This window comes from Tenacibaculum sp. UWU-22 (genome assembly GCF_041021355.1).
Lineage (GTDB): Bacteria > Bacteroidota > Bacteroidia > Flavobacteriales > Flavobacteriaceae > Polaribacter.
In genome coordinates this window covers 209,211-225,776 of sequence record NZ_JBFNGP010000001.1, presented here as the reverse complement: position 1 = coordinate 225,776, position 16,566 = coordinate 209,211, and the positions used below count along the sequence as shown (strand labels likewise).

The 16,566-nt window shown below is 31.5% G+C and carries 16 protein-coding genes and 1 pseudogene; 10 read left to right on the top strand and 7 right to left on the bottom strand.

Going from position 1 to position 16,566, the window contains the following annotated elements:
- Window positions 1-61: 61 nt before the first annotated feature.
- From AB2B44_RS01020 to AB2B44_RS01010, 3 genes and pseudogenes are all read left to right on the top strand, one after another.
- Window positions 62-1,330, top strand: a pseudogene (locus AB2B44_RS01020) (hydroxymethylglutaryl-CoA reductase, degradative); the annotation flags it as partial.
- A gap of 557 nt (window positions 1,331-1,887) precedes the next feature.
- Window positions 1,888-2,850: a GYDIA family GHMP kinase gene (locus AB2B44_RS01015; RefSeq protein ID WP_369047698.1), complete on the top strand. Its 963-nt coding sequence runs from the start codon at window positions 1,888-1,890 to the stop codon at window positions 2,848-2,850.
- A complete protein-coding gene (locus AB2B44_RS01010) occupies window positions 2,850-4,058 on the top strand; it encodes an NAD(P)/FAD-dependent oxidoreductase (protein WP_369047697.1) in 1,209 nt (402 codons plus the stop codon). Before AB2B44_RS01015 ends, AB2B44_RS01010 begins: the two co-directional genes overlap by 1 nt.
- Before the next feature lie 14 nt (window positions 4,059-4,072).
- On the opposite strand, the gene AB2B44_RS01005 is transcribed toward AB2B44_RS01010, so the two are convergent.
- Window positions 4,073-5,110: an NADP(H)-dependent aldo-keto reductase gene (locus AB2B44_RS01005; protein WP_369047696.1), complete on the bottom strand. Its 1,038-nt coding sequence runs from the start codon at window positions 5,108-5,110 to the stop codon at window positions 4,073-4,075.
- 19 nt (window positions 5,111-5,129) lie between these two features.
- The gene (pgk, locus tag AB2B44_RS01000) at window positions 5,130-6,317 is read right to left on the bottom strand and encodes a phosphoglycerate kinase (protein ID WP_369047695.1); all 1,188 of its coding nucleotides are present in this window, start codon (window positions 6,315-6,317) and stop codon (window positions 5,130-5,132) included.
- Window positions 6,318-6,557: 240 nt separating this feature from the next.
- Here pgk and AB2B44_RS00995 point away from each other — a divergent pair, with 240 nt between their 5' ends.
- The 6 genes from AB2B44_RS00995 to AB2B44_RS00970 all read left to right on the top strand — a co-directional run bounded on the left by AB2B44_RS00995 (window position 6,558) and on the right by AB2B44_RS00970 (window position 12,362).
- Window positions 6,558-7,706 (top strand): ATP-binding protein, encoded by a 1,149-nt coding sequence (locus AB2B44_RS00995; RefSeq protein WP_369047694.1) that lies wholly within the window; start codon window positions 6,558-6,560, stop codon window positions 7,704-7,706.
- A gap of 142 nt (window positions 7,707-7,848) precedes the next feature.
- Window positions 7,849-9,258, top strand: coding sequence for an ATP-binding protein (locus tag AB2B44_RS00990; RefSeq protein WP_369048509.1), 1,410 nt, complete (start codon window positions 7,849-7,851; stop codon window positions 9,256-9,258).
- 38 nt (window positions 9,259-9,296) lie between these two features.
- A complete protein-coding gene (locus tag AB2B44_RS00985; protein ID WP_369047693.1) occupies window positions 9,297-10,079 on the top strand; it encodes an enoyl-CoA hydratase/isomerase family protein in 783 nt (260 codons plus the stop codon).
- Window positions 10,080-10,117: 38 nt separating this feature from the next.
- A complete protein-coding gene (locus AB2B44_RS00980; protein WP_369047692.1) occupies window positions 10,118-10,534 on the top strand; it encodes a hypothetical protein in 417 nt (138 codons plus the stop codon).
- Window positions 10,535-10,734: 200 nt separating this feature from the next.
- Window positions 10,735-11,481 carry a hypothetical protein gene (locus tag AB2B44_RS00975; RefSeq protein WP_369047691.1) on the top strand — a complete coding sequence of 249 codons (747 nt, stop codon included), beginning with the start codon at window positions 10,735-10,737 and terminating at the stop codon, window positions 11,479-11,481.
- Between the two features lie 182 nt (window positions 11,482-11,663).
- Window positions 11,664-12,362, top strand: a complete 699-nt coding sequence (locus AB2B44_RS00970; protein WP_369047690.1) for an intradiol ring-cleavage dioxygenase — start codon at window positions 11,664-11,666, stop codon at window positions 12,360-12,362.
- Window positions 12,363-12,479: 117 nt separating this feature from the next.
- On the opposite strand, the gene AB2B44_RS00965 is transcribed toward AB2B44_RS00970, so the two are convergent.
- From AB2B44_RS00965 to ruvX, 5 genes are all read right to left on the bottom strand, one after another.
- Entirely contained in the window at window positions 12,480-13,211 is a 732-nt protein-coding gene (locus tag AB2B44_RS00965; protein ID WP_369047689.1) for an SDR family NAD(P)-dependent oxidoreductase, read from the bottom strand.
- Between the two features lies 1 nt (window position 13,212).
- The gene (gene mazG, locus AB2B44_RS00960; protein ID WP_369047688.1) at window positions 13,213-13,992 is read right to left on the bottom strand and encodes a nucleoside triphosphate pyrophosphohydrolase; all 780 of its coding nucleotides are present in this window, start codon (window positions 13,990-13,992) and stop codon (window positions 13,213-13,215) included.
- Entirely contained in the window at window positions 13,993-14,412 is a 420-nt protein-coding gene (locus AB2B44_RS00955; RefSeq protein ID WP_369047687.1) for a DUF5606 domain-containing protein, read from the bottom strand.
- Between the two features lie 54 nt (window positions 14,413-14,466).
- A complete protein-coding gene (gene def, locus AB2B44_RS00950) occupies window positions 14,467-15,054 on the bottom strand; it encodes a peptide deformylase (RefSeq protein WP_369047686.1) in 588 nt (195 codons plus the stop codon).
- A 95-nt stretch (window positions 15,055-15,149) separates the two neighbouring features.
- On the bottom strand, window positions 15,150-15,560 hold the full coding sequence (gene ruvX, locus AB2B44_RS00945) for a Holliday junction resolvase RuvX (RefSeq protein WP_369047685.1): 411 nt from the start codon (window positions 15,558-15,560) through the stop codon (window positions 15,150-15,152).
- Window positions 15,561-15,708: 148 nt separating this feature from the next.
- Between ruvX and AB2B44_RS00940 the strand changes: the two genes are divergently transcribed.
- On the top strand, window positions 15,709-16,524 hold the full coding sequence (locus tag AB2B44_RS00940; protein WP_369047684.1) for a 2,3,4,5-tetrahydropyridine-2,6-dicarboxylate N-succinyltransferase: 816 nt from the start codon (window positions 15,709-15,711) through the stop codon (window positions 16,522-16,524).
- The last annotated feature ends 42 nt before the right edge of the window (window positions 16,525-16,566 follow it).

The window sequence follows — 16,566 nt, the reverse complement described above, 5'->3', positions numbered from 1 at the left end:
ATAATTAACAACAATTTGTAGTAATAAATTATCTTTGTTGAGTATAAAAAATGATTGACTAATGTCGAAAATTATTTCAGGGTTTTCTAAACTTACTAAAGAAGAAAAGATAAATTGGCTTTCGCGTTATTATTTTAATAATGAACCACAAATTATAAAAACCTTAAAGCAATATTGGAACGTTGATGAGAAATTACAACAATTACATGATGATTTTATAGAAAACACCATTTCTAATTTTTACATGCCCTATGGTATTGCGCCAAATTTTGTAATCAATGGTCGCGATTATGTAATACCTATGGTGGTTGAAGAAAGTTCGGTAGTAGCAGCAGCGGCTTTGGTAGCCAAGTTTTGGAGTACACGGGGTGGGTTTAAAACAGAGGTGCTGGGTACAACAAAAGTTGGTCAAGTGCATTTTATGTACCACGGAGATAAAACAGCATTACAAAATTATTTTAACACTAATAAAACTGAATTGTTTGCCGCAACAGCTTCTATTACTAAAAATATGGAAAAACGTGGTGGTGGAATTTTAGATATTAAATTGGTTGATAAGACAGATAAACTTGAAAATTATTATCAGTTACATGTAACTTTTGAAACTAAAGATAGCATGGGAGCTAATTTTATTAACTCGTGTTTAGAAGCCATAGCCAATCAATTTAAAAATGATACCATACAAATTGTGATGAGTATTTTATCTAACTACGTTCCTGATTGTTTGGTAAGGGCAGAGGTAAGTTGTGCGGTTAAAGAATTAGGAGGAAAAAATCCTGAACAATTTGCAGAAAAATTTAAACAAGCAGTAAAAATTGCTGAAGTAGAACCTTACCGAGCGGTAACTCATAATAAAGGAATTATGAATGGTATAGATGCTGTGGTATTAGCAACAGGTAATGATTTTAGAGCTATAGAAGCAGCTATACATGCTTATGCCGCTAAAGATGGTCAATATAAGAGTGTAACCCACTGCGAAATTAAAGATGGTATTTTTAAATTTTGGATAGAAATTCCGTTAGCTGTTGGTACTGTAGGTGGTTTAACCGCATTACATCCAATGGCAAAGTTGTCACTAGATATGTTAGGGCACCCAACAGCTAGAACACTAATGCAAATTATGGCTGCTGCTGGGTTAGCTCAAAATTTTGCAGCCTTAAGAGCTTTAACAACCAAAGGAATTCAGCATGGTCATATGAAAATGCATTTAATGAATATTTTAAACCAACACAAAGCTACCGATAAAGAAAAAGAAGAAGTAATAGCTTATTTTAAAGACAGAACACTCTCGCATAGTGCTGTTGTAGAAAAATTAAACACACTACGAAAGCCAGCAATTAATTGGGTTAATTTTTTAGATGAAAAAGAAGTTCGTACTAAATTAGTAGCTTTAACAAAAAAAACAAAACCATTGTTTGGTAAAATGAATGCGCAACAAATGATTGAGCATTTGAGTAAAGTTACTCAAATAGCTAACGGAAATTGGCAAGTAGATGTGTTTGTTTCAGAAGAAAAAGAAGCCCGTAGAAAACCATTTTTAAATAGTGAAAATGAATTGCAAATTGGGTTTAAAGCCCCGTTTTTATCAGAACAGCCAGAGCCTTTACTTTTTAATTCGTTAAGTGAAGCAATAGATGACTTAATACAGCAGGTAAATTTATTTAAAAATATATTTGAAAAAAATCCGAATAGAACGGTGGTTCATCCATTTTTTGGAGAATTAGATTATACTTACTGGAAAAAATTTCAAGTAAAACATTTTACGCATCATTTTAAACAGTTTGGAATTTTATAGTAGTGGTTTAATCTTGAGCGGTAGATGAGAACGATTACTTTTTAATAAATAGTTTCAAATAAATTTACTTGTGAGTAACTTACATATTACAAATGGTGGAAAAATATTATAGTAACGGAAAATTATTACTTACAGCAGAATATGTTGTTCTTGACGGAGCAAAATCATTAGCTATACCTACTAAATTTGGGCAAGATTTAATAGTTGAGCCAATTAAAGAGCCTCAACTAGTTTGGAATAGTTATACAAATACAGGTGAATGTTGGTTTCAGGCAATATTTGATTTACCTAAGCTACGTTTAATTTCTACAACGTATAATTCAGACAAAGAAGGAAGTGCCGAATTTATTGCAGAAACGTTATACAATATTTTACAAGAGGCTCAAAAATTAAATCCATCATTTTTAAGTGCAAAGCATGGTTTTGTGGTAAAAACGAATTTAACTTTTCCTCAAAAATGGGGGTTGGGAAGTTCGTCAACCTTAATCAATAATATAGCTATGTGGGCAGAGGTAAATCCGTTTACATTGCTTTGGCATACCTTTTCAGGAAGTGGTTACGATATTGCCTGTGCACAACACAATACACCAATTACTTATCAAATAGTAGATAAATATAGTCAAAGTAAACCTTTAGTTGTAGAAGAGGTTAAGTGGTCTCAAAATTTTGAAGATGAGTTGTTTTTTATATACTTAAATCAAAAGCAAAATAGTAGAGAAGGTATTAAAAGATATAAAGAATATAAAGAAAAAATACCTCTTAGCGAGGTGCAAACAAAGATTAATCAGATTTCTACGTTATCCGAACAGTTTATCAAAACCAATACCATTAATGATTTAGATAAAATTATTGTTGAACACGAACAAATTATCAGTTCTATTATTAAAATAAACCCTATAAAAAGCCTATTGTTTAAAGATTATTTCGGACAAGTAAAAAGTTTAGGGGCTTGGGGAGGCGATTTTGTTTTAGCTACAGGAAATGAAGATACGCCAGCATATTTTAAACAAAAAGGATTTGACACGATACTACCCTATAAAAAAATGATTTTATAATGAAAAAAGTGGTGGTTATTGGTGGTGGTGCCGCAGGTTTTTTTACAGCAATTAACGCAAAAGAACTGAATCGAGATTTAGATATTACGATTCTTGAAAAGGGAAGCGAGGTATTGCAAAAAGTGAAAATTTCTGGAGGTGGACGTTGTAATGTTACTCATGCTTGTTTTGATCCAAAAGAGCTTACAACATTTTATCCAAGAGGTCAAAAAGAATTATTGGGGCCATTTCATCAATTTATGACAGGTGATACTTTTGAATGGTTTGAAAATCATGGTGTTTTACTAAAAATTGAAGATGATAACCGAGTTTTTCCAGCCGAAAACACTTCGAAAGCCATTGTAGATTGTTTTTTAAAGGCTGTTGATAATCTTAATATTTCGGTGTTAAAAAACCACGGTGTAAATTCTATTTATCAACACGATAATAAATGGATTGTAAACACAAAAAATAAACAGTTTGAAGCTGATTTTGTGGTGTTAGCGGTAGGAAGTAGCAAGCAAGTATGGAAATTGAGTGAAGCCCTTGGTCATACGGTTGTTAAACCTGTGCCTTCATTATTTACGTTTAATATAAATGATAAGCGGATTGTTGATTTAGGTGGAATATCTGTGCCAAAAGCAATACTAAAAATTGAAGGAACAAATCTTGAACATACAGGTGCGTTATTAATTACCCATTGGGGATTAAGTGGTCCTGCGGTTTTAAAATTATCAGCTTTTGGAGCAAGAATTTTAGCTGATAAAAACTATCAATATACTGTTCGAGTAAATTGGTTAAATCAAGATGCTAAAGAGGTTTTTGAAATATTACAAGAATTAAAAAAGCAGAATGCAAAAAAACAGCTGTATTTAAAATCGCCTTTTAACGATGTTCCTCGTAGGTTATGGGAGCGTTTGGTAATAGCAGCTGAAATAAAAAGCAATCAAAATTGGGCAGATGTTAGTAATAAGCAATTGCAAAATTTAACGAACCAATTAACCCAGAGTTTATTTAATGCTAATGGGCGTACTACTTTTAAAGAAGAGTTTGTAACTGCTGGCGGTATTGATTTAAAAGAAATTAACTTTAAACGTTTTGAAAGTAAACTACATAAAAACCTGTTTTTTGTGGGAGAGGTGTTAAATATTGATGCTGTTACGGGAGGCTTCAACTTTCAAAACGCATGGACAGGCGGTTTTATTTGCGCCAAAGCAATAGCTTTATAAAAGCGTTATAATTTTTAAGGTGCTGGATTAGGAATTATTTTATGCACTTCTTCAATTTCGTTAAGTATTTCATTGGTTAATTCAATGTTTATCGAATTTATATTTTCTTTAAGTTGCTCCATATTAGTGGCGCCAATAATATTACTTGTAACAAAGGGTAATTGATTAACATAGGCTAAAGCCATTTGAGGAAGTGAAATGCCATGTTTTTTAGCTATTTTTTGATAGGCAATAACGGCTTTTTCAGATTCTTTGCTAGAATACCTGTTTAACCTTGGAAATTTAATAATACGTGAATTTTCGGGTTTTTTACCTCCGATGTATTTACCTGATAAAACGCCAAAAGCTAAAGGCGAGTATGCTAATAAACCTATATTTTCTCTTAAAGATACTTCTGACATTCCATATTCGTAAGAACGGTGAATAATAGAGTATGAGTTTTGTATTGTTACAGGTTTAGGTAAATTGTAAATTTCAGCGGTTTTAATGTACAGCATTGTACCCCATGGGGTTTCGTTAGATAGCCCTATATGTTTTATTTTTCCTTGTTTTATAAAATCGTTAAGGCTTTCTAAAATTTCTAGATGGTTTTCAGCTTCTTTATGAGTTGTTTTGTAGGGGTAATCACGAACACCAAAGCAATTTACACCACGTAAAGGCCAATGCAATTGATACAAATCAATATAATCAGTTTGTAATCGCTGTAGGCTATTTTCTATTGCTTCTATAATCGCCCGCTTGCTAAATCCGTCATTTCTAATGTGTGCAGTATAAGCACCACCACCCGCTATTTTACTAGCAAGTACTACTTTATTTCTGTTTCCAGTTTTTTTTAACCAATTTCCGATAATTCGTTCTGTTTCGCCATAAGTTTCTGCTGATGCAGGAACTGGATACATTTCTGCGGTGTCAAAAAAATTGACACCTTGCTCAAGAGCATAATCCATTTGTTCATGAGCTTCGGTCTCCGTATTTTGTTTTCCCCAGGTCATTGTACCTAAGCAAATTTTAGAGACTTTTATATCGGTGTTTGGTAAAGTAGTGTACTTCATGAGGTATTTAAAAAATTGCTTAATTATTAATGGCTTCGATACCGGGTAAGGTTTTTCCTTCTAACATTTCTAACATAGCTCCTCCTCCAGTAGAAACATAGCTCACTTTATCAGCAAATCCAAACTGTTTTACTGCGGCAACAGAATCGCCACCACCTACTAAAGAAAAAGCACCATTTTTGGTTGCTTCAGCAATTGCATTTCCTAAATTAATTGTGCCTGTAGCAAAATTTTCCATTTCAAAAACACCTAAAGGGCCATTCCATAAAATAGTATTAGAATTGGCAATAACATCAGCAAAATTTTCTGAAGTTTTAGGTCCACAATCTAAGCCCATCCATCCATCAGGTATTTCATTAACGGGTACTATTTGTGTTTTAGCATCGTTTGAAAAAGAATCGGCAATAAGAGTATCAACAGGTAAATGAATGGTTGTGTTTTTTTCTTTGGCTTGTTGTAATATATGTAAAGCTAAATCTAATTTGTCATTTTCTACCAATGAATCACCAATACTACCCCCTAAGGCTTTTATAAAGGTAAAAGTCATTCCTCCTCCTATAATAATGTGATCTACTTTTTCAATTATATTTTCAAGAACACCAATTTTAGACGATACTTTTGCGCCACCTAAAACAGCTGTTAAGGGTTTTTTAGGGTTGTTTAAAACCTTGTCAATACTTTCTATTTCTTTAGCGAGTAAATTTCCAAAGCATTTTTTATCTTTAAAAAATTGAGCAATCACCGCTGTAGAAGCGTGTGCTCTATGGGCACTACCAAAGGCATCGTTTACGTAGATATCACCCCATTGAGCAAGTTCTTTAGCAAAAGCCACATCTCCCTTTTTTTCTTCGGGATGAAATCGTAAATTTTCTAGTAATAAAATTTCACCATTTTGTAAATTATTAACTGCATCGGCAACCTTAGCGCCTACACAATCGTCAACAAAATTTACATTACAACCAATAACTTTTGTTACTTCATCTACAATATGACGTAAAGAGTATTTGTCTTCTACACCATTTGGACGCCCTAAATGTGACATAAGTACACAACTACCTTCATCTTCTAAAACTTTAATAATAGTAGATTTTGCAGCTTCAATTCTAGTGTTATCAGTAACTTGAAAATCGCTATTTAAAGGAACGTTAAAATCTACTCGGATAAGTGCTTTTTTGTCTTTGAAGTTAAAATCGTTGATTGTTTTCATTTGAATAAATTTAAATTAAATAGCTTATTTTAATAGGTTAATATATTTTGTATTGTCAAAATCGCTTATGTCAGTTTAATTTTTTTTGAACCATTAAAGGTTGCTTTTAGTTATCTAATTTAAGTGAAATTAGACTTTTAATCTGTTGCGAAACACAAATGTAAGCAATTACGTATTTTTAAGGGTAACTAAATTTTAAAACTTGAGATAACGTTTTCGTAATTTGGGTTATATTTGTGTATGCTTTTTAATCAAATAATAGGTCAAGAACACCTTAAAAATCATTTAAAAGTTTCTGTTGAAAAAGGTAGAATACCTCATGCACAGCTATTTGTTGCAGAACAAGGTAGGGGTGCTTTACCTATGGCTATTGCATATGCTCAGTTTTTGTTGTGTAATTTTTCTGAAAATGTTGAAAGATGTAATTTGCAATGCAATAAATTACAACATCCCGATTTACATTTTGCCTTTCCAGTTACAACAAATGAGTCGGTTAAAAAACATGCGGTAAGTAATTTGTTTTTAGAAGATTGGCGAAAGTTTATAAGCGAAAAACCTTATGGAGGTTTGTTTGATTGGTTACAGTATATAGGGGTAGAAAACAAACAAGCATTAATAGGGGTTGACGAGGCTGAAGATATTGTAAATAAATTAAAATTAAAATCGTATGAAGGAGGATTTAAAGTAATGATTATTTGGATGGCAGAAAAAATGAATACAACTGCTGCAAATAAGCTGTTAAAACTAATTGAAGAACCTCCTGCTAAAACCGTTTTTTTATTGGTAGTAGAAGATGAATCGCAATTAATTAACACCATTAAATCGCGATGTCAAGCATTGCATTTTCCGCCTTTAAGTGAGCAAGATATTACCACAGCATTAATAAAAAACGAACATTGTACTGAAAGTGATGCTATAAAGTGTGCGCATCAAGCAGCAGGTAACTATAATAAAGCATTGCATTTATTACATAATAGTACCAACGATTTGCAGTTTGAACAATGGTTTATAACATGGATACGTTCAGCTTTTCGTGCAAAAGGCAATGCAACAGTTGTTGAAGACTTAATCATGTGGTCTAACGAAATTTCGGCTTCTGGACGTGAAACTCAAAAACAATTTTTACTGTACTGCTTACATTTTTTTAGACAAGCTTTACTGCTTAATTATCAGGCAGACGAATTAGTGTTTTTAGAAACTCAAACACCAAAATTCGATATAAAAAACTTTGCGCCTTTTGTGCATGGCAATAATATTTTATCGATAGAAAAAGAATTAAATAATGCCTTGTATCACATAGAAAGAAATGGAAATGCTAAAATTATTTTGTTAGATTTATCAATGAAATTAACTCGATTTTTACACGTTAAAGAAAGTTTACTTGATTAATTTTATATAAAAAAGTAAATTTAGATTATCGGTTAACAATAAATAAAAAAAAGTATATGTTTAATACCCAAAATAAGGATAGTAAAAAAACAAGGTGATAAAATTTAAAAACATATCGTTACGAATACGAATATTTATTGCCATGATATTATTGGTATTACTAGCATCGGTACTTATTGCAATAGTAACCATATATCAATACGATGAGCAAACAAAAGATTACAATATAAAACGTTTTGGACGTAAAGAAGAAGCCACGAAACAAGACATAGAAATTGAATTAAAACGTAAAACTACCTATCCAGTAAATACTGAAAACCTATCAAAAATTTTTCAAGATAGAATCTATGAAATTTCAGCAGTACATAAGTTAACCATTACAATGTACGATATGAATGGAAATTTATTAAAGTCGTCTAAGCCGATAGCTTTTGAAAAAGTTGACAAAACACCGCTTTCGGAACAAACCGTTAATGAATTAGCGAACAGCTCAAATCATGAGATTTTAAAGGCAAACATTGTGGGTAATATTACCTACCAATCTTCGTACAGTTATATAAACGATCCTAAATTTAAACGTATTGGAATTTTAGAGTTACAGATTGCTCAAGACAATAGAGAGCAGAAAACTGAGTTTCGAGAGTTTATGTTGCGTCTTATATTAGTTTATTTGTTAATGCTTGTTTTAGCTATTGTGTTGGCTTATTTTTTATCGAGTTATATAACACGTTCAATACAAACGATATCAGAAAAAATTAAAGAAACCAGTTTAAATAAACGCAACGAAAAAATTACGTTAGAGTCTGCAAGTACTGAAATTAACAATTTGGTAGCTGCCTATAATAATATGATTGATCAATTAGAAGATAGTGCAGTAAAATTAGCTCAAAGCGAACGGGAACAGGCGTGGAAAGAAATGGCAAAACAGGTTGCTCATGAAATAAAAAACCCGTTAACCCCTATGCGTTTATCGGTACAAAGTTTTATGCGTAAATTCGATGCTCAAGACCCTGATATTAAGGAAAAAGTGGCAGAATATAGTCAAACACTAATTCAGCAGATAGATGTAATGAGTTCTATAGCGTCTGCTTTTTCAGATTTTGCTAAAATGCCTACTCAACGTCGTGAAAATTTAGATGTGGTTGATGTGGTTAAACATGCTCTAGATATTTTTAATAAAGAATATGTGCATTTTTTTCCTCAAGAAAAAAGTATCGCTGCTAATTTAGACAAAACACAATTGGTTAGAATTGTAACGAACTTAGTAAAAAATGCTTCTCAAGCAGTAGAAGAAGAAAAACACCCTAGAATAGAAGTGAAAGTTTCTTCTGAAGATCGTAACGTAAAAATTACTGTTTCTGATAATGGTAAAGGAATTTCAGAAGCAAACAAAAAACTTATTTTTGAACCTAAATTTACAACAAAATCAAGTGGTATGGGGCTTGGTTTATCGATTATTAAAAATATAATTAAAGCCTATAAAGGTGATATTTCGTTTATTTCTAAAGAAAGTATTGGCACTGTTTTTACCGTAATTTTACCAAAAGAATAAGCATTTACATTTTAGAGGTGGATTAAAAAATAATAAAAATGAATTTCGAAAATATTTTAGTAGAAAAAAATAAAGGCGTAGCAATAATAACCATTAATCGACCTAAAAAACTCAATGCGTTAAATCGTGATACCATACAAGAGTTACACAATGCATTTAACGATTTAAATAATGATGATTTAGTAAAAATAATTTTGGTAATAGGTAACGGTGATAAAGCTTTTGTTGCAGGAGCTGATATTACTGAATTTGCGAACTTTTCTGCTGAAAAAGGTGAAATGTTGGCTCGTAAAGGGCAAGAAATATTATTTAATTTTATAGAAAACTTAACTACTCCAGTAATTGCTTTAATAAATGGTTTTGCTTTAGGAGGTGGGCTAGAGTTAGCCATGGCATGCCATTTTAGAATAGCTTCTGATAATGCAAAAATGGGATTGCCCGAAGTATCTCTAGGGCTTATTCCTGGTTATGGAGGCACACAACGCTTAGCGCAGTTAGTAGGTAAAGGAAAAGCAATGGAATTGATTATGACTGCAGGAATGATTACTGCTCAAGAAGCAAAAGAAAATCAACTAGTAAACCATGTAGTGCCTCAAGAAGAATTACGGTCTTTTGCTGAAAAAATTACTGAAAAAATTATGCGAAATTCTCCTATTGCTATAGGTAAAGCTATTAAAGCTGTAAATGCTAATTTTAAAGAAGGAGTTAATGGGTATGAGGTTGAAATTACCGAATTTGGTAACTGCTTTAATACTTACGACTTTCAAGAAGGCACAAAAGCTTTTTTAGAAAAACGGAAAGCAAACTTTAAAGGTAAATAGATTGTTGTGTGTGGTTTATCAAAAACGAACTAAAATTAATGAATGAAATAGATTTGCCATATCATTTAATAATTTCGAGTCTGATTTCAATTCTGATTTTAGGAATAATAATTCTGAAAAGAGAAAAAATATTTGTACGGGGAAAATGGAAATGGTTTTGGATAAGCACAACAATATTTTTTGGAATTTATTTTCTCATTGTTGGAGGGGCAACTTACTCTGATATTTCATCGGAATTAGCTCTACAAAAATTTGACCTGAATAGAGATGGTTTTTTTAGTGGAGATGAAATTACACCAGAGCAAAATAAAGCGATGAGAAAAGTAATTTCCGATACAGGACGAAATTTTTCAATTATTACAGGGGTAATTTTTTCTGTAACTATAGCATTGATTGTTTTTATTATGGGTAAAATAAGTGAATGCATAGACAAACGATACACAACAAAGAGCTAAACCAAATTAAAATAGAAACATAGAGTGTTTTTTTTGTGTTTTTTAGGTTTTAACAAAAAAAGACTGTAATAAGACTATAGCTCCTGCGGTTCATTCCTTATTGAAATTCAATGCTTATTTAGTATATTTACTTTTTAAAGGCAGAACTACGTTTAGCGTTTTGGTTTGCTGAAGCAAGTAATATAAAAATATTGCAGTAATTGATTTTACATAAAATTATTATGGCAGAACAAGATGTAATCAATCGCATAAAAAATATTTTGAAACACTCAAGAAATAATAAAAATAGCTTTTGGAAAAAAGTTAGAGAAATTATTTTAGAAATTCTAATTATTGTTTTTGCGGTGTCTATTTCAATTTGGTTTCAAAATTTGAATATCAAAAAAGTAAACAAACGTACTGAAAAAGAATTTTTTAAAGATTTAATAGTTGATTTAAAAAAAGATGTTGTTGAATGGAAAAAAGAGAAAGATTTTTATATCAATCAAATTGCCATACTTGACTATCAGATATGTCTTGGAGAACAAAAGAATAATTGTAATGCTGTTAAAAAAGAGTTTGATAGTTATAGTTTAATCATTCCAAAATATACCCCAGTTCATAATAGTTACTTCGATGCAGCAAAATCATCAGGAATATTTTCGATAATATCTAACAAAGAACTATTAATAGAAATTGTAAACTATTATCAAGAAGCCATTCCGTTTATTAAATCACAAAAAGCTGTTTTTAACGAAGAAAACAACCGACTTTTAATTGCTTTTAAAGAAAATGCAACATTTTTGCCTGATGGAACTTACGACTTTAAGATTATGATGAAAAAACCAGCAATTCTTTTTCAAGTAAAAATGATGAAGAACTCGATTTATATTGTAGAACATTACAATGACATCATTGCTAAAACAGAAAAACTGATAGCAAAAATTGAGAATGAAAAACATATATAATTAATAATCAAATAGTTGGTTTATGCTTGTATGAGGTTTAAAAATTACCGCTTTTCTTTTTAGTTTTTTTAACTAAATTAATCGCTTTCAAGCCGCAACAAATTGTAGTCAAATACGTTTTTAAATAATAACAACACACTGAAGTTAGCGAGAGAGTATTAACAATTTAATTTTACAATTTTATGGACAGAAAAAATTTTTTAAAAAAAGGAATTATTGGTTTTGGCTCTATAGTGGCTTTGCCTACTGTAATTACGTCTTGTTCAAACGATGAAGACAGTAGCTCAACTACAGAAACAACAGTGGGAGATTGTGATTTATCTCCAAGTGAAACTGCTGGGCCTTTTCCAATTAAAACCCCTGCTCAATTAGTGCAAGAAAATATTGTTGGAGACAGAACGGGAGTTGCATTATTAATTACGCTTACAATTCAAGACCAAAGTGATGATTGTAATCCGCTTTCAGGCGTATTGGTTGATTTATGGCATTGTGATGCTGAAGGAAATTATTCGCAATATGGCGGAACCCAAATGCAACAAACCGATTATACGGATAAAGATTTTTTACGAGGGCGACAAACCACAGATTCAAACGGTCAGGTATCTTTTATAAGTATTTTTCCGGGCTGGTATGGCGGGAGAGCACCGCATATTCACATTGAGGTATTAGATTCAAATGAGAACTCAATACGTGTAACACAAATTGCTTTTCCAAAAGATGTTTGTGATACAGTTTATGCAACATCAGGATATAATGGTGAAGCAGATACCTTAAATAGTAACGATAATGTTTTTTCAGATAGTGTTGAGGGTAATATGCTCGATTCTTTAAAGGGAAATACAACAGACGGATATACTTTGTTAAAAACAATAGTGGTATAAAATAAGGTGTATAACACAACTATGAGTAGTTCTTGTTTAAATAGCTATCTGTAAAAAATCGCACTAATTTTTTAGTTTCGCGTGTGTTTGTAATTTGCTTTCGAAACTGCTCATAGTTTAATCCGTTATATTGCGAATATCTATAATATCGCCATTGTTTACTAGATTGTTTTTATCAATCTTAAACAGGGTATTAGCAACATGTGTAGGTGTAAATAATTGGTTGTTAAGTTTTAAATTAACAAATCGCGCTTTGTTTTTAAAGTCTTTTTTATTTGTTTGTCTAATTTGTTCTTGCATTTCGGTATCAACAACTCCTGGGTAAATGGCGGCGCATATTACACCATTTTTTAGTTGATTTTGTTCGCTAGCAATTGTTTGTGTTATCATGTTTAAAGCCGCTTTAGAAGCACAATAAACACTCCATCCTTGGTAAGGTTTTATGGCAGCTCCAGAAGAAATATTGATAAGCTTTTTTGTACACTTAAAATGTGAGGTTAGTTTAATAAATAAACTTGATAAAATAAGTGGAATAGTAGTGTTTAGGTTAATGGTTTTAGCAATATCTTCGGGTTGTATATTTTCTAAATTTGATATGGTGCCTAATCTGCCTGCATTGTTTATGAGCGTGATTGAATGAATGTTTTTATTTTCAAAACGCTTAAAAAGCGAAATAAAACTTTTTTCAGCAGCTTCTAAATTACCTAAGTCAACCTTGATTTGTGTGCAGTTTTTTAAATCAGTAGTGCTTCTAGCTAAAGAGAAAACCGTATATTTTTCTGCTATATATTTTTTTGCAATTGCTTTACCAATTCCTTTACTTCCACCAGTAACAATTGCAATATCCATATTAAAAATATTTTTTTGCTTGATTCCAATAAACGTCCATTTCAGCGAGTGTCATGTCGGCTAAAGACTTTCCTGCTTTATGAGCTTCTTTTTCTAAATATTGAAACCTGTTAATAAACTTTTTATTGGTTTTTTCTAAGGCATTTTCTGGGTTTACACCTATAAATCGAGCATAGTTTATCATAGAAAATAAAACGTCTCCAAATTCTTTTTCAATATTTTCAGTATCGTTTTTTTCTATTTCTTGATTTAACTCGGCAAGTTCTTCTTGTACTTTTTCCCAAACTTGATTAGGTTTTTCCCAATCAAATCCAACACCAGCAACTTTATCTTGAATTCGATTTGCTTTTACCAATGCAGGTAAACTTTTAGGCACCCCTTCTAAAACCGATTTTTTACCTTCTTTTAGTTTAAGTTTTTCCCAATTTTGTTTTACCTGTTCTTCACTAGTAACTTTAACATCGCCATATATATGAGGGTGTCGATCTATTAATTTATCACAAATACTGTTGGTAACACTAGCAATATCAAAGTTGTTTTTTTCGCTACCTATTTTTGCGTAAAAAACAATGTGCAATAGTAAATCACCTAATTCTTTTTTTACCTCGTCTAAATTATTTTCTAGAATAGCATCGGCAAGTTCGTAGGTTTCTTCTATGGTTAAATGTCGTAAACTCTCTAAGGTTTGTTTTTTATCCCACGGACACTTAGCTCGAAGTTCATCCATGATGTCTAACAGCCTGTTAAATGCTTCTAATTGTTGTTTTCGAGAGCTTAACATTTATTCTTCTTCTTCAGTTGAAACTTCTAGCGTTAAGGTAGAAAAATCAAAATCAGCATTCACTAAAATATTATACCACTGAATTATTTTTTTTATGTTAGAAGGGTATACGCGTTCTTGGTCGTAATTTGGAAGTACTTCTAAAAAATAATTTGTTACGTTTTTATTACTTTCTTTATGTGAAATGGCTTTTTTGCCTTGCTCTTTATCGGCAATATTTTTAAAAATTGTAGCTAACGGAATTTCTTCATCGTAAGTATAAATAGCGATGTTTTCTAATAAGCTAACGTTATGTGTAGCTGTTATTGGAAATCGTTTGCCTTCAATAAGCGATTTAACAATTACACTGTTTTTTGTTTGTGATAAAATTTCGAACAATCCAGGTTTGCCACTAATGGTAATAATTTTAGTAAAGGTCATATTTAAATTTAGCTTTTTGTTAGGGTTTAAGTATTTATAACATAGTTTATTATGTTATCTTTTTTTTGAATTAGGAAAGCGCATTTTATAGTCTACACTGATATCTCCTTTTGATATTCTATCTAACTTTTTTTTAAGCAATCGTTTTTTTAGAGACGAAATTTTATCGGTAAACAAAATTCCTTCAATATGATCGTATTCGTGTTGAAAAACACGTGCTGCTAATCCGTTTAAGGTTTCTTTGTGAGGAGTAAAATTTTCGTCTAAATATTCTATGGTTATTTTTTCAGGGCGCATAACATCTTCGCGAATATTAGGTATACTAAGGCATCCTTCATTAAAAGCCCATTGGTCACCTTCTTCTTCTATTATTTTAGCATTGATAAATACTTTATTAAAATTTTTTAAAATTGTTTTTTCGGTAGTATTTAATTCATCATCTTCTGCAAACGGAGAGGTGTCTATAACAAATAAGCGAATATCTTTTCCTATTTGTGGGGCAGCCAAACCAACACCAGAGGCATTGTACATAGTTTCTCTCATGTTGGCAATCAACTCTTTTAAATTAGGGTATTCTTTGCTAATTTCTTTTCCTACTTTACGTAAAACAGGATCACCGTATGCAATAATAGGTAAAATCATTTTTTATTTTTTATATGATGTGCAAACTTACATATAGAATTGTGAATTACGAATTTGAATTACCATTTTTTAACAAAAAAATATAAAAATTTATGCTATTTGTTGTATAAGTACGATTGCAAAATAATAGTAGCACTAATTTCATCTACTAGTGCTTTATTTCTCCGCTGCTTTCTTTTTAATCCGCTATCAATCATGGTTTGAAAAGCAATTTTTGAGGTAAATCGTTCATCAACTCTTTCTATAGGGATAGAAGGGATTTCTTTTGTTAGTTTTTTTAAAAAATTAACAATAAGAGGTTCGCTTTGGCTATGGGTATTGTCCATACGTTTAGGTTTGCCTATTATTATTAAAGAAACCTGCTCTTTAACAAGGTATTCTTTTAAAAAAGGAATTAGGCTTTGGGTGTCTACCGTTGTTAAACCAGAAGCTATAATTTGCAGCTCATCGGTAACGGCTATACCTGTTCTTTTTTCTCCAAAATCTAAAGCTATAATTCTACTCAAATTAAAAATTTATTGCAAAAGTAAAGTAAATAAAATTAACGATAAAGAGGTGTTTTTAACAACAAAAATAGATTTGTTTAAAATGTGTATTTTCGCATAAAAATATAGGCTGCACCTTGTATCTTTGCAGCAAAATTAAATTTTACGAATGACAACATTACAAACTAATATAGAAAAAGCGTGGGATAATCGAGAGTTGTTAAAAGACGAAGCTACGATTAAAGCCATAAAAGAAGTAATCAATTTATTAGATTCTGGTAAGTTAAGGGTTGCAGAACCTACAGCTAACGGATGGCAAGTAAATGAATGGGTTAAAAAAGCAGTGGTATTGTATTTTCCTATTCAAAAAATGGAAACATTAGAAGCTGGTATTTTTGAGTATCACGATAAAATTCCGTTAAAAAGAAACTTTAAAGAAAAAGGTATTCGAGTAGTGCCTAATGCCGTTGCTCGTTATGGAGCCTATATTTCTGAAGGTACTATTTTAATGCCTAGTTATGTAAATATAGGTGCTTATGTAGATGAGGGTACTATGGTAGATACTTGGGCTACAGTAGGTTCTTGTGCGCAAATAGGTAAAAATGTACACCTTTCAGGAGGAGTAGGTATAGGCGGGGTTTTAGAACCTTTACAAGCAGCCCCTGTTATTATTGAAGATGGTGCGTTTATTGGTTCTCGTTGTATTGTTGTAGAAGGGGTGCGTGTTGAAAAAGAAGCTGTGCTTGGTGCTAATGTGGTATTAACAATGAGTACTAAAATTATTGATGTTACAGGTGATACGCCTATAGAAATGAAAGGAAGAGTACCAGCACGTTCGGTAGTAATTCCTGGCAGTTATACTAAAAAATTTGCCGCAGGAGAATATCAAGTTCCATGTGCTTTAATTATTGGAAAACGTAAAGAAAGTACCGATAAAAAAACGTCGCTAAACGATGCTTTACGCGAATATGATGTAGCGGTATAGTATTGAGAGATTAAAAAATGATTTTGAAAACAAATACCAAGG